This window comes from Rhizobium sp. NPDC092011, from assembly GCF_044756305.1.
In the GTDB taxonomy this organism is placed as follows: Bacteria; Pseudomonadota; Alphaproteobacteria; order Rhizobiales; family Rhizobiaceae; genus Rhizobium.
Genome location: NZ_JBIVSO010000010.1, coordinates 52,793 through 73,855, shown reverse-complemented (window position 1 = coordinate 73,855; position 21,063 = coordinate 52,793). Strand labels below are relative to the sequence as shown.

Annotated in this window: 20 protein-coding genes; 1 reads left to right on the top strand and 19 read right to left on the bottom strand. The window is 58.2% G+C overall.

The window, feature by feature from the left end; translation table 11 throughout:
- Position 1 precedes the first annotated feature (1 nt).
- The 9 genes from ACIQJ2_RS28755 to ACIQJ2_RS28715 all read right to left on the bottom strand — a co-directional run bounded on the left by ACIQJ2_RS28755 (position 2) and on the right by ACIQJ2_RS28715 (position 8,550).
- Positions 2-949, bottom strand: a complete 948-nt coding sequence (locus tag ACIQJ2_RS28755; protein WP_400672331.1) for a carbon-nitrogen hydrolase family protein — start codon at positions 947-949, stop codon at positions 2-4.
- Positions 949-1,830 (bottom strand): alpha/beta hydrolase, encoded by an 882-nt coding sequence (locus ACIQJ2_RS28750; RefSeq protein WP_400672328.1) that lies wholly within the window; start codon positions 1,828-1,830, stop codon positions 949-951. Before ACIQJ2_RS28750 ends, ACIQJ2_RS28755 begins: the two co-directional genes overlap by 1 nt.
- 2 nt (positions 1,831-1,832) lie before the next feature.
- Positions 1,833-2,519, bottom strand: a complete 687-nt coding sequence (locus ACIQJ2_RS28745; RefSeq protein WP_400672326.1) for an ABC transporter ATP-binding protein — start codon at positions 2,517-2,519, stop codon at positions 1,833-1,835.
- Complete coding sequence (locus ACIQJ2_RS28740; RefSeq protein WP_400672323.1) at positions 2,519-3,277, bottom strand: ABC transporter ATP-binding protein; 759 nt, start codon at positions 3,275-3,277, stop codon at positions 2,519-2,521. Before ACIQJ2_RS28740 ends, ACIQJ2_RS28745 begins: the two co-directional genes overlap by 1 nt.
- Positions 3,270-4,238, bottom strand: a complete 969-nt coding sequence (locus tag ACIQJ2_RS28735; protein ID WP_400672321.1) for a branched-chain amino acid ABC transporter permease — start codon at positions 4,236-4,238, stop codon at positions 3,270-3,272. Before ACIQJ2_RS28735 ends, ACIQJ2_RS28740 begins: the two co-directional genes overlap by 8 nt.
- Before the next feature lie 3 nt (positions 4,239-4,241).
- A complete protein-coding gene (locus ACIQJ2_RS28730) occupies positions 4,242-5,156 on the bottom strand; it encodes a branched-chain amino acid ABC transporter permease (RefSeq protein ID WP_400672319.1) in 915 nt (304 codons plus the stop codon).
- A gap of 93 nt (positions 5,157-5,249) precedes the next feature.
- Positions 5,250-6,440: an ABC transporter substrate-binding protein gene (locus tag ACIQJ2_RS28725; protein ID WP_400672317.1), complete on the bottom strand. Its 1,191-nt coding sequence runs from the start codon at positions 6,438-6,440 to the stop codon at positions 5,250-5,252.
- A gap of 60 nt (positions 6,441-6,500) precedes the next feature.
- The gene (locus ACIQJ2_RS28720; protein WP_400672314.1) at positions 6,501-7,412 is read right to left on the bottom strand and encodes a fumarylacetoacetate hydrolase family protein; all 912 of its coding nucleotides are present in this window, start codon (positions 7,410-7,412) and stop codon (positions 6,501-6,503) included.
- 13 nt (positions 7,413-7,425) lie between these two features.
- The gene (locus ACIQJ2_RS28715; protein ID WP_199143380.1) at positions 7,426-8,550 is read right to left on the bottom strand and encodes a cupin domain-containing protein; all 1,125 of its coding nucleotides are present in this window, start codon (positions 8,548-8,550) and stop codon (positions 7,426-7,428) included.
- Between the two features lie 344 nt (positions 8,551-8,894).
- Here ACIQJ2_RS28715 and ACIQJ2_RS28710 point away from each other — a divergent pair, with 344 nt between their 5' ends.
- The gene (locus ACIQJ2_RS28710; RefSeq protein ID WP_400672312.1) at positions 8,895-9,410 is read left to right on the top strand and encodes an SMI1/KNR4 family protein; all 516 of its coding nucleotides are present in this window, start codon (positions 8,895-8,897) and stop codon (positions 9,408-9,410) included.
- A 293-nt stretch (positions 9,411-9,703) separates the two neighbouring features.
- Here the strand turns inward: ACIQJ2_RS28710 and ACIQJ2_RS28705 are convergent, their stop codons facing one another.
- From ACIQJ2_RS28705 to ACIQJ2_RS28660, 10 genes are all read right to left on the bottom strand, one after another.
- Positions 9,704-11,008, bottom strand: coding sequence for an amidase (locus ACIQJ2_RS28705; RefSeq protein ID WP_400672662.1), 1,305 nt, complete (start codon positions 11,006-11,008; stop codon positions 9,704-9,706).
- A 355-nt stretch (positions 11,009-11,363) separates the two neighbouring features.
- Positions 11,364-12,107 carry an amino acid ABC transporter ATP-binding protein gene (locus tag ACIQJ2_RS28700; protein ID WP_400672309.1) on the bottom strand — a complete coding sequence of 248 codons (744 nt, stop codon included), beginning with the start codon at positions 12,105-12,107 and terminating at the stop codon, positions 11,364-11,366.
- 22 nt (positions 12,108-12,129) lie between these two features.
- Complete coding sequence (locus ACIQJ2_RS28695; RefSeq protein ID WP_199143376.1) at positions 12,130-13,263, bottom strand: amino acid ABC transporter permease; 1,134 nt, start codon at positions 13,261-13,263, stop codon at positions 12,130-12,132.
- A 190-nt stretch (positions 13,264-13,453) separates the two neighbouring features.
- A complete protein-coding gene (locus ACIQJ2_RS28690; RefSeq protein WP_400672306.1) occupies positions 13,454-14,308 on the bottom strand; it encodes an ABC transporter substrate-binding protein in 855 nt (284 codons plus the stop codon).
- A gap of 503 nt (positions 14,309-14,811) precedes the next feature.
- The gene (locus ACIQJ2_RS28685) at positions 14,812-15,552 is read right to left on the bottom strand and encodes a FadR/GntR family transcriptional regulator (protein WP_400672304.1); all 741 of its coding nucleotides are present in this window, start codon (positions 15,550-15,552) and stop codon (positions 14,812-14,814) included.
- A 16-nt stretch (positions 15,553-15,568) separates the two neighbouring features.
- Entirely contained in the window at positions 15,569-16,537 is a 969-nt protein-coding gene (gene yjfF, locus ACIQJ2_RS28680) for a galactofuranose ABC transporter, permease protein YjfF (protein ID WP_400672302.1), read from the bottom strand.
- Positions 16,534-17,562, bottom strand: a complete 1,029-nt coding sequence (locus ACIQJ2_RS28675; RefSeq protein ID WP_400672300.1) for an ABC transporter permease — start codon at positions 17,560-17,562, stop codon at positions 16,534-16,536. Before ACIQJ2_RS28675 ends, yjfF begins: the two co-directional genes overlap by 4 nt.
- Positions 17,559-19,082: a galactofuranose ABC transporter, ATP-binding protein YtfR gene (gene ytfR / locus ACIQJ2_RS28670; protein ID WP_400672297.1), complete on the bottom strand. Its 1,524-nt coding sequence runs from the start codon at positions 19,080-19,082 to the stop codon at positions 17,559-17,561. Before ytfR ends, ACIQJ2_RS28675 begins: the two co-directional genes overlap by 4 nt.
- Positions 19,083-19,210: 128 nt before the next feature.
- Entirely contained in the window at positions 19,211-20,173 is a 963-nt protein-coding gene (gene ytfQ, locus ACIQJ2_RS28665; RefSeq protein ID WP_400672295.1) for a galactofuranose ABC transporter, galactofuranose-binding protein YtfQ, read from the bottom strand.
- Between the two features lie 129 nt (positions 20,174-20,302).
- Positions 20,303-21,058 carry an SDR family NAD(P)-dependent oxidoreductase gene (locus ACIQJ2_RS28660; protein WP_400672293.1) on the bottom strand — a complete coding sequence of 252 codons (756 nt, stop codon included), beginning with the start codon at positions 21,056-21,058 and terminating at the stop codon, positions 20,303-20,305.
- Between the last annotated feature and the right edge of the window lie 5 nt (positions 21,059-21,063).

Genomic DNA, 21,063 nt, shown 5'->3' with positions numbered 1-21,063 from the left:
CTTAACCCTTTTCGAACCGTGATAGCGGCCTGACCGCATTCTTCGGTCTGTCGTCGACGGTCAGCTCGAATATGTCGGGGCGACCGTAATGGCCGACGACGTCGAAATCGAACTTGCCGCGCAGCACTTCGTCGGGATCGATCTGCGCATATAGGATGGCTTCGCCTCCGAAGTGCGGGCCGGCAAGCACACGACCCAGCGGGTCTATGATTGCGCTGCCGCCGCGCATCATGACTGTTTCAGGCGCATTGCCGAGCAAGGATTCGTGGTCGGCGGGATAGGCGTCACGCGTGATGTATTGGCAGGCGGTCAACACATAACAACGCCCTTCCAGTGCGATATGCCGCATCGACGGAACCCAGCTGTCCCGATCGTCGGCCGTCGGCGCGCAATAGATGCTGATTCCCTGCGAATACATATGCATCCGCAGCATCGGCATATAGTTTTCCCAGCAGATGACAGCGCCTACCCTGCCGAGCGGCGTATCGAAGACGGGCATCGTCGAACCATCGCCAAAACCCCAGATCAACCGCTCGCCCGCCGTCGGCATCAGCTTGCGATGTTTGCCAATGAGGCCCCGCTCGCCATCAAAGAACAGCGCCGTGCAATATAAAGTGCCCCCATCGCGCTCGATACATCCAATCACAACGAAAGCTCCGGTCTTCGCCGTCGCGTCGCATATTGTTTCGACCTCCGGCCCCTCAAGGTCGATCGCTGCCCTGTGATAGAGCATGTAGGCTTGGCGCCCTTCGGACTTGCGCTCGCCAACCGGACAGCCGAACGAGGCACCCTTCGGATAGCCGCCAAGGAAGGCTTCAGGGAAGACGATTAGCCGCGCACCTTCGCCGGCTGCCTCGTGAATGATTCCGGCCGCCTTTTGCGCAGCGGCAACCGGGTCGTCGGGAATGGACCCAAACTGGGCAACGGCGGCCTTCCACGATGTCGTCATCAACGGCTCCACATACCGGTGCTGGTGGCGGCGTCCAGAACCGCGCCGATGAGCTTCCCATCCGCCTCCTGCAGGGTCAGCGGCAGGTTGAAATGATTAAGGTCAGGCATATCGACCACCGTGACCGAATGTCCTGTCTGCTGCCATGCCTCGGCATAGGCAGCTGTCTGTCTGCGAAACTCTGGCGTCTCCAGGCCGCCGACGGAAGCAATGAGATGCGCGGAAGAGGTCTTCGGCATCAGGAATATCGGGCTATTGCGGGCGACCATTGCCGCGTCGAAATTCATCCATCCGTTGATATGCGTGTGCGGCAAAGGCGTAAGGTCGTGCAAACCGGACAGATCGAGCGCGACGCCAACGATATCGTCGGGCACGTCGTAGACCCGCTGCCAGTCATTCGACAGTAGCATGGCCGTCAGATGGCCGCCCGCCGACGTCCCGCCAACGACGAAGGGCCCCGCCCCGATGTTGAACCGGTCCCGGTTACGATGCAGGAATGAGATCGCGGTGCGGATCTGCCGGACGATCTCATCGAGGGTGACGGCGGGCGCAAGCGTATAGTCGATCACGGCGACATTGAAGCCATGCACATGCAAGCCGGGAACCGCAAAGGCATTATCTGCAGCATTGCCGCCACGCCAATAACCGCCATGAATCCAGACAAACAGCGGCGCGTCCTTGCCGGCCGGATAGAGATCAAGCGTCTCACCGCTATCTTCGTCGTAGACGATCCCGGCCTGGTACTTGAAATCCCGCCTCACCGCCTTGCTGACGTCTACAAGCCTTGCATATTCGTCGTCGAAGGAGGCAACGCTTGCGCGCGCATTGTATTGGATATCCAAAGCTGCGGCGTCATAGCCCTGATAGAAGAATTCAGCCATCGTCAAATCCCCAGATAGCGGTGTGACAGGTCCTGGTCGGCCGCGAGCTCGGCAGGACTTCCCGTCCACACCACGCGCCCTTTGTCGACGATATTGTGGCGATCCACCAGAGTGGCCATCTCGGACAGGTTCTTGTCGATGACCAGAACGGTCTGGCCGATATTTTTAAGCTCATGCAGGCAACGCCAGATTTCGGAACGAATGACCGGCGCGAGCCCCTCCGTCGCCTCATCAAGGATGAGCAGCTTCGGATTGGTGAGCAGAGCCCGACCGATTGCAAGCATCTGCTGCTCTCCGCCCGAAAGAGTTCGAGCCAGTTGCCGCTTGCGTTCCTCCAGCCGCGGAAAAAGCTGGACGACGCGTTGCAGCGTCCATGCCCCGGGACGTGAGGTCGCGATGAGATTTTCCTCGACACTCAGGGATGGAAAGACGCGGCGCCCCTCCGGCACCAGTCCGATGCCAAGCCGCGCAATGGCATTTGGCGGCAAGCGATTGACGATCGTATCTGCGAAGCGGATCGTTCCGGCCGTCGGTTTGATCATGCCCATGATCGACTTGACGGTGGTCGATTTGCCCATTCCGTTGCGGCCTATCAGCGAGATGACCTCTCCCGCCTTGGCCTCTATGGACATGCCGAACAAGACGCGCGCCTGACCGTATCCTGCCTCAAGTTTGTCGAGCGTCAGCATCAGGCTTCCTCCCCCAGATATGCGGCCCGGACTTCCGGATGAGCGCGGATCTCGCTTGCTGTCCCGGTAAAAATGACCTTGCCGTAGACAAGGACACTGATCCTGTCGGCTAGCGCGAAAACGGCATCCATATCGTGCTCGATAAGGAGGATGGGATAGTCGCGTTTGAGGTCCCGCAGCAGAGCTGTCAGCGAGGCGGATTCCTCTGCCCCCATGCCGGCCATCGGCTCGTCGAGCAGGAGCAGCCGGGGATTGCGCGCAAGAGCGACGGCAATTTCGAGCTGCCGCCTCTGGCCATGCGCCAGATTGGATACGATACGCTCTCCCTGATCGCCGAGGCCTGCCCGCTCAAGCCAGGTTTTGGCAATCTGCAGATTGGCGGCATTGCGCCGGGGATTCCTGAAAATATCCGCCGAGCCGCCGCCCTTGGCCTCCAATGACAGCAGAACGTTTTCCATTGCCGTGAAGTCGACACATAGTTGCGTGAGCTGGAAGGAACGCCCCATTCCCATGCGCGCGCGCCGATAGGCTGGCAGACCGGTGATATCTTGCCCGTCGAACAGAATGCGGCCGGCATCAGGGACGATTTCACCGCAAATCTGGGCGATCAGTGTGGATTTTCCGGCACCGTTCGGACCGATCAAGGCGTGAAGCTCTCCTTGCCGCACATCCAGATCGACGCCGTTGGTCGCGACCAAGGCACCGAATCTCTTTTGAAGGTTCTCAAGAACCAGGACGGATGCCTTCGTGTCAGCCATGGTGTTTCCCCAACAAGCGCCCTAACATGCCATGTCGTCCGAACAGGGCAATCAAGGTCAGGATCGGGCCCATGATGATCATCCAATGCTCAGTCCAGCCGGACAGAATCTGTTCCAGGATGATGAAGACGGCGGCACCGGCAATCGGGCCGATCAAAGTACCTAAACCACCAAGCACGACGATTGCCATGAACTCGCCTGATTTCGACCAGGCTGCCATGTCAGGGGTGACGAACAGCGCGTAATTGGCCCAGAGAATGCCCGCCAGGCCGGTGCCGAAGGCGGAAATGACGAAAGCCGTTAGCTGGAAATTCAAGGGGCGGACGCCCAGATTAACGGCCCGTCGTTCACTCTGACGCAGCGCCTGGAAGATCAGGCCGAAGCGGGAATTGACGATCATCATGCAGAACATCGTCCAGAGAACCAGCAGAAACAGACATAGATAATAAAAGCTTGATCCGTTCGTGATGTCGATCAGCGGCAAGGCGTTGCGTGTGTCGATCAGCAGGCCATCGTCGCCGCCATATGTGGCCAGCGAGACAAGGATGAAGAATACCATTTGCGCGAAGGCCAGCGTGATCATGATGAACTGCACGCCCGCGGTCTTGAGCGCAAGCCAGCCGACGATCGTCGCAAGTGCGATGCAGGCAAGCAGCCCAATCGGCCAGACGATGAGGGCAGTATTCGTGCCTTGCCAACCGAGAAGCGGCTCTCCATTGCTGGTATGGTAGGCGATGATACCGACGGCATAGCCTCCGACGGCGAAGAACATGGCATGCCCGAAGCTGACGAGCGCACCATAACCCATGATCAGATCAAGGCTGACGGCAGCAATCGCGTAGATGACGATGCGTGTAGCCAGACCTTCGATGGAAGCATTGCCCGTAAATGCTGATAGAAGCGGAACGATCGCAAAGGCGACAAGGCCGATGAGGATGATTGCAATTCTTGTCGAACGCATCGGTCAGCCTCTCGCCGCCAGCAGGCCCAGCGGGCGAAACAAAAGCACCACGGCCATCAAAACGTAGACACTGGCGGAAACGAGCCCGGCGCTTAATGTATCGGCTGTTGAAGGCGGCAGCAGCAACTGCATCAGTTGTGGAAGGTAGGCGCGTCCCATGCTGTCGACCATCCCGACCAGAAGCGCTCCGACCAGTGCTCCCCTGATCGACCCGACACCGCCGATGACGATGACGACGAAGGTCGTGATCAGAACGCGTTCGCCCATGCCGATCTCGATCGCCAGAAGCGGCGCGGCCATCACTCCGGCCAGGCCGCAAAGCGCGCCGCCGAGACCAAACAGGATCGTATAGAGACGGCGAACATTGACCCCAAGCGCATCCACCATCTCCCGGTCGTCCGCGCCGGCGCGGATCAGCATGCCGATACGCGTCTTGTTGACCAGCAACCACAATCCGATTGCCACAAGCGCTCCGACGACGATGAATGCGAGACGCATGACGGGATATTCCAACCCCGGCAGGATCGAAACGGCGCCCTGCAGGGCGGAGGGTATATCCACAAAGGGCGGCTGGCGCCCGAAGATCATGCTGACGGCTTCATTGGTAAACAGAATGAGCCCGAGCGTCGCAAGCACCTGATAGAGATGATCACGCTTGTAGAGCCATTGCACGACCGAAAGCTCGATCGCCATGGCGTAAAGACCCGCGCCCAGAACGGCGGCCACCATCCCCACCAGGAAGCTGCCGCTTCCCAGTATGGCGAAGGCGGCGCAATAGGCTCCGACCATGTAGAATGCGCCATGGGTCAGGTTGATGACGCCCATGATACCAAAAATCAGCGTCAGTCCGGATGCCAGCATGAAAAGCATGGCCCCATATTGCAGGCCATTGAGCACCTGTTCGATGAATAGCAGCATCCCGCTTTCCTCATTCTGAAAATTCGCGAGGCAATGACCCCGCCCAGGAGCGGCAACAGCTGCTTCCTAGGTGGGATCTCTGAGCGAATACCGCTATTTCATCGCACATTTGGCCGCGTAGGCGTCGCCGTAGTCCGATGCGACCTTCCGGACGATCTTCTGGACGATCTTGCCATCGGCGTTCTTTTCGAATTTCGTCAGATAGTAGTCTTGAATCGGATGTTGATTGGGTCCCATCTTGAACGCGCCGCGGATCGCCGTGAAATCGGCCTTTCGCAACGCGTTGCGGAAATCATCTTCCTTGGAAAGATCGCCGCCCACCGCCTTCAGGCCGGTGCCGATCAGATGGGCGGTATCATAGGCCTGTGCCGCATAGATCGTTGGGTCGCGGCCATAATCCTTACGGAAGGCCTCGACAAAAGCCTTGGAGGCGGGGTTATCGGTCTCCGTCGTCCAGAGGGCGGAGGCGTAGACTCCATCGGCGGCATTGCCCGTCGCCTGGATCATGCGCGCATCCATGGAGAAGCTCGGAATGACCATCGGGATCGAGGCAGCCATGCCGGAATTGGCGTATTGCTTGGCGAAATTGATGCCCGCGCCGCCGGGATGGAACTGGTAGATGGCGTCAGGTGCAAGCGACTTGACGCGCGCAAGCTCGACGGAAAAATCCGTCTGGTCGAGCTTGGTATAGATCTCGCCGACGACCTCTCCCTTGTAGGTACGCTTGAAGCCCTCGAGGGCATCGCGTCCTGCCTGATAGTTCGGCGCAAGAATGACCATCTTCTTGAAGCCGAGTTCGTTGGCCGCCAGGCCGGCGGCCTCATGAAACGCGTCGTTCTGATAAGACGCGACGAAGTAATTCGGACTGCACTTTTCGCCGGCGAACGTCGACGGGCCGGGATTGTTGCTCACGTAAAACGCTTTCGCGGTCAATACGCTCGGAAGGACCGCCGCCAGCACGTTGGAGAAGTTGACGCCCGTATAGAGCTTGATGTTTTCCCCCAGCATCTTGTCGACGATCTGCTTGCCGTTGGCAGGCTTCAGCGCATCGTCCTCGATCTTCAGCGTGACCGGCACGCCCCCGAGTTTGCCTCCTTCTTCCTTGAGAGCGAGATTGAAGGCATCCCGGATATCCTCGCCGATGTAACCGGCCGGCGTGGACAGCGTGGTAATCAGCCCGATGGTGACGGGCTGCGGGTCCTGCGCCAGGACCGGAAACGCAGCCACAACGGCGCCGGCTGCGACAACTCCCATAAGGCTGCGCCTTGTCCATTTCAGTGACATGTTAAGCTCCCCTTTTTGTTGAATGAAGCCGAGAGGCTTCGATCTTGAATTCGTGCGCTATCAGATCGCGACCACAGGATGTCTGATCGTGCCGATTCCTTGCACCGTGGCTTCGACGACGTCGCCGGGCCACATCCACTCCTGAGGCGTACGGCCGGCGCCCACGCCATCTGGTGTTCCGGTGGCGATGATGTCACCCGGCTCGAGCGTGATGCCCGAGCTGATGTCGGCAATCAGTGTCGGCACGTTGAAAAGCATGAAGCGGGTGTTCGAACGCTGCTTCTCGACGCCATTGACCGTGAGCCAGAGATCGAGATCATGCGGGTCGGAAATCTCATCGGCCGTGACGATGCAGGGACCGAAGGGCGCATAGGTATCCTGCCCCTTGGAGAAGATCCATTGCCCGGCGCGGCGATTGTCGCGCGCGCTGACGTCAATCATCACGCTGTAGCCGAAGACGTGGCCAAGGGCGTCTTTCTCGGTCACGCGCTTTGCGGTCGTCCCGATGACGACAGCCAGTTCGACCTCCCAATCGAGCTGCTGCGTGATGCGAGCATTGTGCTCGATCGCGTCACCGGGGCCGATTACCGTGGTCGGCGGCTTGGAGAAGATGACAGGTTGCTTCGGCAATTCCTTGGAGGTATCCAGTGACTTCGCCGATTCCGCTACGTGCTCCACATAGTTCAGACCGATGCCGAAGATGTTCTTGCGTGGGCGCGGTATCGGCGCCAGCAGTTTGACATTCGCCAATGGAAGGGCCGTTCCCGCGGGAAACCGCTCACCGCACTCGCGCAGCAAATCGCGCAGCCGTTCCGGTCCGACGGGGCCAAGGTCAATCAGGCCGAGCATCGTGTCGGGCAGGTCCACACCGAAAGCTTCCCCCAGCCATGCGACGTCGACAACGAGATCACCGGACATGACCCCAAGCCGCGCCCCGGCTTCGACCCCGTTTCGATAGGTTACAAGACGCATAATATACCTTTCCTTAGCCGTTGATCGGCTGATGGCCATCGTTGTCCGCGAAAGCCTGTTCGCGATAGAGCCCGAGCGAATGCATGACCGGCATGTCGTTGAAGGCAAACAGGCACGCGTCTTCGCGATCCGCGCTGTTTGCATGTTCGTGCCATGCCCAGGACGGCACGCAGAAAATATCGCGCTCCTTCCAATCGAAGCGCTCGCCGTTGATAATCGAATAGCCGCTGCCCTTGGCGCATTGATAGAGAACGCTGCCGGTATGACGATGCGCCTTGGTCTTCTCACCGGGGCGCAGCATCTGCATGGAAGCGCCGATGGTCTGCATGACCGGGCCGCCGGTAAGCGGATTTACATAGTTCATGAAAACGCCGTCGAACGGCGAGCCATCGGTCACCGATGCATAGCGGCTCAACGCTTCATAGGTCGGCGCCCATTCGTACTTAAACAGAGGTGAATAGGCATGCCCCCATTTGCTCTCCGCCGGCCGCAGACCGGGATTACCCCAGGTCGCGGTCATGTCATCGACGGGATGGCCGACAGCTTGGCGCAATTCGTCATGAACAGCGTAGAAATTGGCCTCGAGCGCATTGACCAGCGGGATGTCCAGGCCGTCCTGCCAGATGCAGGGCGTACCGTCCTCGGCGATACCATGCTCGTGCCAGGTACCGTTTGGCGTCAGAACGAAATCGTTGGCCCCAAGCGTCATCTTGTGGCCATCGACGATCGTATAGGCTCCCGAACCCTCCATGATGAAGCGTAGCGCCGATGCGGAATGCGCATGCGCGGATGCCGCCTCGCCCGGATGCATCACCTGCAAGCCTGAATAGAGCCAGCCGACAGCAGCGGCCACATCCTGACGGCCCGGATTGCTGAGATAGATCACTCGCCGACCCGCCTTCTCCGGCGTCACCAGATCGACGGACCGCAGGACGTGGTCGCGAAGATCGGCGTAACGCCAGAGCACCGGCACGGAAGCTGACTTCGGCTGCCACGGCTCGATCTTGTTGGCGACCGTCCACAAGGCGCCGGCCTTATGCCGCTCCAGCTCCTCGTAATAGGCCAGTAGCTCGGGGGTATCTTCCACATTGGCGCGGCCAGCCGCGTCTTCGCGATGGTTTTCGCGGGCTTTGGTCATGACAAATCCTCCCAGACATGTTCATTTTCGACAATACATATCTTTTTATAAAATAGAAGCGACTTGCGATAATTTTTCAAGGAGCGCCCAAGGACCTCTCTTCGGAAGGGCGGGCGCCCTCATGCTCAGCGAACGCCGGCGCCGATGGAAGCGGGAAGACCTTTTTGAGGTGCTATAAAGCCAGCCGGTTCTCGATTTCACATTTTCACATATGGCGCCGCAACAGAGACTTGGCCCAATCGACCCCAAGCTGCGATTTTGGCCAGCCTGTGTAGCGTTGAGAAACCGATTGCCCCGGGGTCGGGCAGCCGACTGGAATTCACTTTTGTGATAGGGAATAAAGTATGTGCCTGATCGCGACCCCACGGGCCGCCGATACTCATCCTGCAGCAAAATTGCCATCGGAAAGAAAGAGTAAGGGAATGTTTGTCGAGCAGATAGAACGCAAAATCGGGAAGGCGCTGCCGGATTCATATAAACGATTCCTGAATGCCTTCGATGATTTCTGCTATGTGAATTACAACGAATTCAAGGATGAATTCTCGGAGTCTACAGGCACTCCATGGTTCTGCTGGAGCGAGAAAAGGCTGGACGAAATCTCGATCATCGATGGCGCGACGAAAGATCGGTTGGCGTGGGAAGTGTTGAAATCATATGCGGAGATCAACGCCTACAAAGGTGAAATTCAAAAATCACTCCTTGAGCGTACACAGTTTCTTGTCGCGATCGCCGAGGACGATGGCGACATGCTGTTCATGGACGCATCAGATGATTTTGCGGTTTCGGTCTATATGCATGATTCCGGTGAAACGAAACGCTTGGAAGATAGCTTTGAGGCCTGGCTGGCAAACACCCCTTAGAGCGCATAGGCGGATTCTTCTGCTTATCTGAAGTGCCTGCTGTTCTAACGAACGACAAGCGGGAATGGATTTATCCGAGCTGATGGTGCACTGCCTCGCCGACCTTGTTGGGATCGGCTTGGCAATCCAGTTGTTGTGACCAAGATCACGCATGCCCAAGTCACGCATGCCTATGTCAGACGCCATCGCCATCCCGCCGAGATCATCGCCGCTTATTCGCGCAACTAGCTCGACGCTATCCTCCGACGGTCCTCTTCCCCACCCTCGCGACAACCGTCATCTTCCGATTTTGCTCAACGAGCCCCGATCCCAGCCAACAGCCGTTCCACACCCGCTGCCCAACCCAGGAGCCGCCGGTCCGATCCGTTGCGCGCCATCAACGTCAGTCCCGCAGGCAGAGAAAGTTGCGGCAAGGGAAGCGAGATAGCGGTCAAGTCGAACTGATTAGCAATCTGCGCGTTTCTCAGCAGGAGAGCCTCCGTTTGTTCCGCAAACGCTACGTCAGCAATGATATGGTCGATACGGGGCGCAAAGATAGGAGCCGTTGGCATCACCAGTGCATCTATGCATTTCAGGCGGTCATCCATCTCGGCCATCAATTGGCTGCGCGTACGCATCATCCGCAAGTAGGCCCATGCCGGAAACTTCAGTCGACGTCTCAATGGTTCGGAGACGCGGGGATTAACTGGCCCGATACCGGCCTGGAGCCAATCCGCATGAATTTCTGCCGCCTCGATAGAGGCAATGGACGCCTCGCCGGTCGCCGCACGCATCCGTTCCAGGAGGTCTTCGATATCGCACTCAAAAACCAGCGCGCCATTCTTTCGCAACAGGTCCAAAGCATTTTCCATGGCCGCTGCGATTTCGTCGTGAACATCGCTCAGCAAATATCCCTTTGGCACACCCAGTTGGATGCCTGCCAAGGGAAGTTCAGCCATCCCATTGGCAATTCCCTCCGCCATGATTGCGTCGGCGAGCGCGCACTCGGCAACTGAACGTGCAATAGGGCCGATCGAATCGAGCGACGGCGACAAGGGAAAGGCACCATCGCCTGGAATGCGTCGAGCCGTGGGTTTGAAACCGACAACACCATTCAATGCCGCGGGGATGCGAACAGAGCCGCCTGTGTCTGAACCTATCGCTATATCGCTGGTGCCTTCGACTACGGACACGGCCGCCCCGGACGAGGACCCTCCCGGAATAAGCTCCGGATTGCACGCATTGGCTGGAGTGCCATAGTGTGGATTGACCCCGGTCGTGGTAAAGCAGAATTCGTCGAGGTTGGTTTTCCCGAGGATAATGGCGCCGGCTTCGCGCAGGCGCCGGACCACCAGGGCATCCTGTTGGGCAGGCTTGGCATCGCGTCGGATAACCGACCCGGCCAGCGTGGGCTCGCCGGCTACGTCAAAGATATCCTTGATCGATATGATCACACCGTCGAGGGGGCCTAACAGCGTATTTGACTGACGACGGCGATCCGAAGCGTCGGCGGCGGCGCGCGCCTCCTGGCGATATATCTTTAGGAAAGTATGCTCCACATCCCGCCGATCCTCCAGCACAGCCAAAATCCGATCTAGCCGGCTCCGCGAGGTCGTCATTGCTTTCTGGTCATCAATCATAGAATTGCCACTCCCGCAGAAAGGATACGCTCCAGCTCGGTCGCCGGTTGAACGACCGGCCTGCCTTACAATTGGATGGCATGTGCGGTCTAGAGCATGTCGCGCAAAAGTGTGCAGCGGTTTTGCGACTACGACATGCGTGAAATCAAAAAGCTAAAGCGCGTCAAGCGAATCTTAGAGATCGCGACGCGCTTTGAGCTGATTATTCAGTACCCATAGCGATCTTCATTCGGTTCTCCCAACGCGATAGGACTGAGGGAACAACAAATTCCGCCGGGCGATGGACAGCCATCGCCCCAAGCTTGACCGGACCCGCGGTTCAAAACCGAGTTTTCTAGAGCCGTCCTGCCTCGATAATGCTTTGCAGGAAACTGCGCGTGCGCTCCTCTTTCGGATCTCCGAAGATCTGAGAGGGGGGGGCCTCCTCATGAACCTTGCCACCATAAAGGAAGCAGACCTTGGTCGCCACTTCGCGTGCAAATCCCATTTCATGGGTAGCGAGCAACATGGTCATCCCCTCGGCCGCAAGATCGCGCACAATGTTCAGCACCTCGGACACCAGTTCCGGATCGAGCGCCGAGGTAATTTCGTCCAGAAGCAGCACCGACGGTCCCATCGCCAGAGCGCGCACGATGGCGACGCGCTGTTGCTGGCCACCAGAGAGCTGATCGGGATAGGCGGTTGCCCGATGTTCGAGGCCGATACGCTTCAGCAGTGACAGGGCGCGCGCTTCGGCCTCCCCACGTTTCTGCCCCAAGACCTTGGTCGGCGCGAGCATGACATTCTCGACCACGCTCATATGCGGAAACAGATTGTAGCTCTGGAATACGATACCGACATCGCGCCGGAGCGCGTTGACGTCAACACCGGGGCCGGACATGCGGTCGCCATGGATGCGGATCTCGCCATCCTGGATTTGCTCCAGCCCGTTGAGGCAGCGCAGCAAGGTAGACTTGCCGCAGCCGGAAGGCCCGATCAGGCATACGACCTGATGCTCGTCGACCTCGAGGTTCAGCCCGTCGAGTATCTTCACCGCGCCATAGGATTTCGTTAGGTTGCGAATTTCGATCATCGCCATCGGTCGTACCTTTCCGGATCAGCTATGACTGTGTACGGCGCTGCTCACGCTCGAGCAGCCGGTCCACGAAGCGGGCTTGCGGGATAGTGATCAGGATGAACAGCAACGCCACCGTCGTTACCGGCGACAGATTGAAATTGTTGGCGCCGATGATGCGTGCTTGATTGAATGCATCGATCGATCCGATAACATTGACGAGCGCCGTATCCTTCTGCAGACCGATGAAGTCGTTGAGCAACGGCGGTATGATGCGTCGCACCGCCTGGGGCAGCACGACATACCGCATGGTCTGCATGTAGGACAGGCCGAGGGATCGAGCTGCAGCAACCTGGCTACGGTGAATACTGTCGATGCCGGCTCGATAGACCTCGGCAACATAGGCGCCATAAGTGAGCGTGAGCGCTATGATGGCATAGGATTCCGGCGCCAGATCTTTCAGGTAGGGCAGGCCCGTCAGCGGGATGCCAAAGCCGATGAGATAGATATTGATGATCGCCGGCATGCCGCGGAACATATCGGTGTAGATGGTTGCGATCATGCGCACCGGGCGGCCCGCCTCTCCCGGCATCAGCCGGGCGATCGCAACGATCAGCCCCCAGACCAGCACCAGCACTTCCGCGAGTACGAAGATGTAGATGTTAATCCAGAAGGCTTTCAGCACCAGACTGAAGGAACTGAAAATCAACGGCAGTTGCACGAAGGTGCGACTGACGGCAAGGTCGTTGGCCATCAGGAATTGCGCGCCGACGAGCAGGAGGATGATCACTGCCCCGTAGCCGAGCGTCGAAAAGGCCGCCTCGCGCGATGTTGCCGCGGCTATTCGCGCGGCGATCAGATCATTGCCGGCAAGGGCATTCTTGGCCGTGACGGATGCGCGCCACGATTTCGTCGCCGGTCGTAGCAGCAACAATATGACAAGACCGCACAGAACCAATAAGGCGGCCGAGACACCGCCGCCCTCACCGAGTTCCGTGAGCGCTCCATAAATGTCGCGCAGGGTTTTCCAGCTTGCAAGCAGGACGAAGATGCTCACGATCAAGGCGGTCGCGGCCCAATTCGTCGTGTCTTTCGGCGGTGCGCTGGCACTCCAGCTGCGCGCGCCTTCATAAAGACCAAGCAGTGGCTTGGTCCCCGGTCTAGGGGTATTTTCGGACATCGCATGCCTCTGTCTTCAAGGCATTTTCCGGAATGAATTCAATTCCTCGATGGAAAATGCGTCAGAACAAATCTGGACGAAGATGTCGTTCCTCAATCCTCCGTCACCGGAATAATCCCGGCAAGACGAGGCGATTGCGGGAACGGCTGCACCGGATCGCCAGAGACGGCAATCCGGTGCGACAACCAGATCAAGGCTTGAGATAGGGGATCTGGGCCGGGTCTGCACCCCAGGCATCGGCCAGATACTTCTTGGAGAGGCCGGCAAGGGTACCGTCCTTCTTCATGTCTTCAATCATCTTGTTGAAGACGGTCTCATTCGGCGATCCCTTCGGATAGAGTGCGCCATAGGACTCGCCCGTCGTATACTGATAAGGCACGCCGATCATACCGTGCGAATTGGTGGCAACCCCGAGCATGATCGAGGTGTCGTGCAAGGCGGCATCGATCTGGTTGGACATCAGGGCCGTGGACAAAACGCCCGTGTCAGAGAAGACCTTGACCTCTTTCGGCTTCAGCTTCTGATCGACGAAATTCGCGCCGGTCGTGCCCTGCATCACGCCGAAGCGCATGTCCTTCACCGTGTCGGCGCTGTATTTTGTGCCTTTCTTGACCGCGACGCCGATATCGGAGTCGAAATAGGGCGTCGAGAAATCGACCACCTTCTTGCGCTTGTCAGTGATGGAGATTTCAGCCAGCGCAATGTCGAAATCCTTGGTCTGCGCGGCGACAAGCGCGTCAAACGACACGTTGACGACCTTCACCTTGTCGAGGCCGGCGCGATAGGCCATGTTGATGGCCATGCAATATTCGTAACCATCCTTCATTGCATCCGGTGAATCGCCATTCCACCAAGCTGGTGCCGGCAGCGTGGTCTGGACAGTCAGCTGTCCCGCGACCGCCGGCTTGATCGGATCAGAGCCCTTCTTGCCTGTAACTTCGCAATTGCCGATCGTTTCGGCCATGGCAGGAATTGCTGTGCCAAGCAGCAATGCGCAACCGATCAGGCTTCCGGCAATAGAATACTTTCCCACTTGAGTTTTCATATCCAGGTTCTCCTCCTTTATATTTTATCATTTATGATTATCTCGCTGCCGCCATGAAGAAACGGGTTTACCCGTCCTACAGCGCTCACGATCCTCACAAGACATTTGTGACTCAGAGATTTTGTAAACACAAGCGCCGTTTACGATATGTTTAGACATGGGAAGTTGGCCGTGACGCATATTTGCCGACGTACGGCTGTTGCTGTGCATGGATCGATCACGCCTGCGAAGGATCAGGTTCTGCACATCCATAAGGTGATGTCAGGTCAGGTTTTCGAGGGGCGCCTCGGATATGGCACCTGGTTCAGGGAGCCGACCTGGTGTCCGCTTTCCATTGGGCGAGCGCCCCGAGATGACGGCAAGTGGCAACGCCTATGTCTGACAATCGGCGCATCGCAAGCCAATCTGCAATCGCCTCTTGTCACCCTTCAACTGAACGAGCGAACAGGCCCTGACCTAGTTGCAGCGATGGACTACCGCGAGATTTGAGATGGGCGCCAGACCTATGAAAGAGCGGCGAAACCATTCAGGACTTGTTGACGCCCATCGATGATCACAAACTCCATAGCCTTCTGTGCGGCGAGGCAGTCCCGCGCCGCAATGGCATCGACAATCGCCATATGTGTGTCGGCAAGAGTGGCAAAATCATTGCTGGAGGCTGGCGCGCTAATACGGAACATGCCGACCAACGCCGCTTCGATGAGGCCGCCGAGCGACCGCACGAATGGGTTCTGCGAAGCTTCGGAGATTGCCAGATGAAAATGCAGGTCCGCGACGGCAAGACTGTCCGACGTGTGGTGCGGGGCCGACATGGAGGCTGCGAGCCGGCGCAAGATATCGATGTCCTCGGAGCTGGCGCGCTCCGCCACCAGGCGGGCCGCGAGCGGCTCGAATGCCATGCGTATGTCGTAGAGATGGAGAAGGAACTCCTTGTTCACTCCGCTTTCGAAGTGCCAATTAAGGATCTCATTGTCGAACATGTTCCAATAGATTCTATCGGTAACCCGAGTGCCCACGCGGGCGCGGGGCACGACCAACCCTTTCGCCGCGAGTGTCTTCATGCTCTCGCGCAAAACGGTGCGAGACACTTTGTAGCGCTCCACAAGCTCGTTATCGCCGGGAAGGATGGTGCCGACCGGAAAGGCACCGGAGACGATCGCCTTGCCAAGATCGTCAACGACGTGAGCATGGCTCGTTCGCGACGGTCGCTCGTTTTTGCGGATACCAAGAAATCGGCTATGCAAGCGCTCTGCCCTTCCCTCAGACATATTGCCGGTTGAGGCGGGAGAGCAGCAGGAGGCCTTTCTGCATCACGATGAAGGCAAACAACAAGAAGCCGATCACTATTTTCGTCCACCAACTGGAAAGCGTTCCATCGAAGGTAATGTAGGTTTGAATAAGGCCCTGTATCAGAATGCCGACAAGTGTGCCTCCGACGAACCCCGCTCCTCCCGTAAGCAAGGTTCCGCCTATGACCACGGCAGCGATGGCATCAAGCTCGACGCCGACGGTGGCAAGCGAGTATCCTGCGGATGTATAGACGGAAAAAACAATTCCGGACAGTCCGGCGAGAAAGCCGGACAAGGCGTAGATCTGGATCGTCGTTAGGCCGACGGGCACTCCCATGAGCTGTGCCGTCTGCGCGCCACCGCCCAGCGCATAGACATTCGCACCGAAGCGCGTCCGATGTGCCAGAACAATGCCGCCTGCAAAGACCAGAAGCATGATGCCGCCAATCAATGTCAGCCGGCCGCCGCCGGGCATCAGCCAATAGAGATCGTTGAGCTGCGTATAGAAGTCATGCTCGATCGGAATGCTGTCGATCGACAGTACGAAGGCAATGCCGCGCGCCAGAAACATTCCGGCCAGCGTGACGATGAAGGGCGGCATGCTGAGGTAATGGATGATCGCGCCCATGCCGGCACCGAAAATCGTAGTGATGACAAGGACGAGAACGAAAGCGACCAGGGGATGAACCGTCGTGTCGCGAAGGATGACCGCCAAAAAAATCCCCGTAAAAGCAATGATCGAGCCGATCGACAGATCGATGCCGCCCGAGATGATCACGAATGTCATGCCGACGGCTGCAATTCCTAGAAAGGCATTATCAGTCAACAAGTTGCCGACGACCCTGGTCGATAGCATGTTCGGATACTGCGTCACGCAGCCGGCATAGGCCAAAATGAAGATGAGGATCGTCGCAAGGAGCGGAAGATATTTCGAATTCACTTTGCCTGCTCCTTTTGCACCATCTGCCCCTCGCCGCGGCGCCGCCAGAAAAACGCGGTCGCGGATTGCATGGCAGGCGACTGGATGACCAGAATGATGATGACGATGATCGCCTTGATGACCAGGTTGAACTCCGGTGGAAAGCCCGAAAGCAGGATGCCTGTGTTGACCGATTGAATGATCATCGCACCGATCAGCGAGCCGACAATGCTGAAGCGCCCGCCCAGCAGCGAATTGCCGCCAACGACCACGGCGAGGATGGCATCGAGCTCAAGCCACAAACCGGCATTGTTGGCGTCCGCGCCCTTGATATCGGCGGTCACGATGATGCCGGCGATCGAAGCGCAAAGGCCGCTCAATGCATAAACAGCCATCAGCAGTACCGGGGTCCGAATGCCGGACAGCGTGCTTGCCCGCCGATTAATGCCGATGGCCTCGACGAGCATGCCAAGAGCCGTGCGGCGAACGAGGAGGATGACAACAAACGCCGCAATCAGCCAGATCACCACCGGCATGGGCAGTGCCGCGAAGGAGCCACTGCCAAGAAAGGTGAGCGCGTCATTGTTGAAAGTGAGGATCGTACCTTCGGTGATCAATTGCGCGATGCCGCGGCCGGCAACCATCAATACCAGCGTCGCGATGATCGGCTGGATATCGAGGGCTGCGACGAGCAGGCCGTTCCATAGTCCGCACGCCAGGCCGATACCGATTGTCAACAACAGGGTATAGGCAAGCGAATAGCCGGCAACGCTCGAAGATGCGGCTATGGCACCACAGATCGCAATGACCGCACCGACGGAAAGATCGATCCCTTTCGTGGCGATGACCAAGGTCATGCCGATGGATAGAAGCGCCACAGGCGCCCCGCGTCGGAGCACGTCGATCAAGCTTCCGTAGAGTCTTCCATTTTGAATTTCCAGATGGAAGAACTGCGGAAACATGATGAAGTTCAGGAGCAGAATAGCCGCAAGCGCAATCAACTGCGGCATTAGGCGAAGCAGGGAAGCTTTGATTTGCGGACTCATGCGTCCTCCCTCGTCTTCTCAGCCGTGGCAATGGCCTCGACGATGTTTCCAGCGGTCACGTCGCTTCCAGTCAGCTCGGCAATGTGCTCACGATCCCGAAGGACGATGACGCGGGAACTATAGGCGACGAGTTCTTCAAGTTCAGACGAAATCACCACAAGAGACATTCCCTGTCGGCAGAGATCTTCGATCAGGCGAATGATTTCCGCATGGGCGCCGACATCGATGCCGCGGGTCGGCTCGTCGAGAATAAGAAAGCGCGGATTGGTCGCCAGCCAACGCGCGAGAATCGCTTTCTGCTGGTTACCGCCGGAAAGAAGCCTGATGGGCTTTTCGCGATCGGTCGTGCGTATATCCAATAGTTTGATGTAATGGTCGGCAATCGCGTTTTGCTCGCTGCGGGCCAGAGGTCTTGCCCAGCCCCGCCGCGCCTGCAATGCCATGATGATGTTCTCGCGAATGGAAAGATCACCGATGATGCCATCGGTCTTGCGGTCTTCCGGACAGAAGCCGAAGCCATTCTTGATGGCGGCGCGCGGATTGGGAAACGTCACCGCTTTGTCTTCGATTCTCGCTTCACCGCTATCGGCGCGCTCGACGCCGAAAAGCACCTCGGCGGTTTCGGTTCGCCCCGATCCGAGCAGACCGGCTATGCCGACCACCTCGCCGACGCGCACCTCCATATCGAAAGGCTTGATCTTGCCGCGCTTGCCAAAGTTAGTGAAGCGATACTTTACCGGGCCATTTTCCGTCTCGGTCTGCTTGATCGCGCTTTCGGTCTGCGCGAGTTCGCGGCCGAGCATCATGGCGATCAGGGTCTGTCGTGGAAGATCCTCCGCCTCGCGTGTTCCGACCAGACGCCCATTACGCAGAACAGTGATACGGTCGCAGATTTCATAAACCTGCTCGAGAAAATGCGTAATGAAAACAATTCCCAACCCACGCTGCTTCAGTCGCCTGACGATGCCGAACAACATTTCGACTTCGTGCGTGTCGAGACTTGCGGTGGGCTCGTCAAGGATCAGAACTTTGCCGGAGAGATCGACGGCTCGAGCGATCGCGATCACCTGCTGGATCGCAACTGAGAAGCGATCGAGCTGACGGGTGACATCGATATCCACACCATATTGCGCCAGAAGTTCTCGGGCCTTGCTGTTCATGACACGGCTGCTGACCATGCCGAACCGCCGAGGCTGGCGCCCCAGGAAGAGGTTTTCCGCCACGCTCAGATTGGGCAGAAGATTGACCTCCTGGTAGACGGTCCCGATCCCGAGCTTTTGTGCCGCCAATGTGTCATGCGGGTCGATCTCGGCCCCTTCGAGAACAAGCGAGCCGGCATCACGCCGATAGGCGCCGGTCATGCACTTTATCAAGGTCGATTTTCCGGCACCATTTTCGCCAAGGAGCGCGTGAACTTCGCCGCGCAACAATGTGAAATCGACATGATCGAGAGCGGTCGAGCCGGGGAAATATTTACAAATGCCTGTTGCTAGCAGAAGTCGCTCGACGTCGTGAGCCATGAAGCACTGATGTCCCTGCATTGAGCCTGTGGGAGAAAGCGATAGCCGGCGCTTCCATCGAAGCGCCGGCATCTTTCATGGGGATCGCACCGGCGGCGAGGCCGATCCGCCGCGATCACCCTTTCGTCTCAGTAGCCGAGGTCCTTCTTTTGCTCGTAGACCTTCTGCGGATCATCCGCCTGGGTGTAGAGCTTGGATTCCGTCTGGATCCACTTCGGTGGCTCCTTCTTGGTCTTCAGATAGGCATCGAGCGCATCGAAGGCTGGACCGGCCATATTGGGGGTCAGTTCGACGGTTGCATTCGCCTCGCCGGCGGCCATGGCCTTGAAGAGATCCGGAACGGAATCGACCGATACGGTCAGAATGTCCTTGCCCGGCTTCAAGCCGGCTTCCTTGATCGCCTGGATGGCGCCGACGGCCATGTCGTCATTATGGGCATAGAGCGCACAGATGTTCTTGCCGCCATTCTCGGCCTTCAGGAAGCTTTCCATGACTTCCTTGCCCTTGGCGCGGGTGAAGTCGCCGGTCTGACTGCGGACGATCTTCAGGTTGTCGTGGCCCTTGAGCGCTTCTTCAAAGCCCTTCTTGCGGGCGATGGCCGGCGAAGAACCGGTCGTACCCTGCAATTCGACAATATTGCACTTCTTGTCGCCCACTGCCTTCACCAGCCAGTCGCCGGCAACCTTGCCTTCGTGGATCTGATCGGACGTGACGGCTGTCAGATAGAGATCCTTCGGCGCGTTGATCGTGCGATCGAGCAGGATGACGGGGATCTTGGCTTCCTTGGCTTCCTTCAGAACGGCGTCCCAGCCGGTCTCCACGACCGGTGCGAGCAGGATTGCGTCAACGCCCTGGGCGATGAACGAACGGATCGCCTTGATCTGATTTTCCTGCTTCTGCTGCGCGTCTGCGAACTTCAGATCGATGCCGCGCTTCTTGGCCTCCTGCTTGGTCAAGGTGGTTTCGGCCGCACGCCAACCGGATTCCGAACCGATTTGCGAGAAACCGACGACCAGATTTTTTGCCGATGCCGATGTGAACATGCAGGCAGCAAGAATCGTGGCACTGATCAGTGCAGTCTTCAATTTCATGATGTCCTCCCAAGGGCCATCTCCAAGGCCCATGGTCAAAACATCATATAGTAATACTTTTGTAAACCGACATTCGACGACGCAGTGCAGCAAAAACAGCCGGAGCCGCCCGTGGCGCCGTTAACGCGACTAGGCGACCGCCTGCGCGCCGGTGATTTCGACCAGCGAGCCACACATGAATGCCGCCTCATCCGAGGCCAGGAATGCGACGAGTGCAGCGACCTCCTCGGGACGACCTATTCGACCGAACGGAACAAGTCTGTCGAGATCGGTGATCGTTTTCCCGGATCTCTTGACGCCCGCCTCCAGCATCGGCGTGTGGATCTCTCCGGGGCAAACAGCGTTGACGCGGACTTTGTCGGGCGCGTAGTCGCGAGCGAGATTCTGGGTGAAGGCCGCCACCGCAGCCTTGGTGGTGTTGTAGGCGATATGGTTGGGTGCCGGATAAAGGCCCCATTGCGAAGCGGTGTTGACGATGGCGCCGCCACCGGCCTTGATCATATGCGGGATGACCGCACGGCAAAGATGAAACATCGAGTCGAGATTGACGGCGAAGCTGATGTCCCAATCCTCGTCGGTGAGCGAGAGCAGATTTCCACGCCGGTTGATGCCGGCATTGTTCACCAGAACGTCAAGCCGACCCTCAAGGCCGAATGCCCTCTCGATCAACTCGGCGCATTGCTCCTTCCTGGAAATATCGGCGGCAATCGCAACAGCTCGCCCTCCTCTTGCTTCGATGTTTGCCGCAACTTCCGCCGCCGCTGGCGCGTTGGCGTCGGTGACGATCACCAGTGCCCCCTCGTCCGCCAACCGGCTGGAAATCGCCGATCCGATGCCACCACCACCACCGGTCACCACAGCAACCTTCTCGACGAATCTCTTCATTTTCC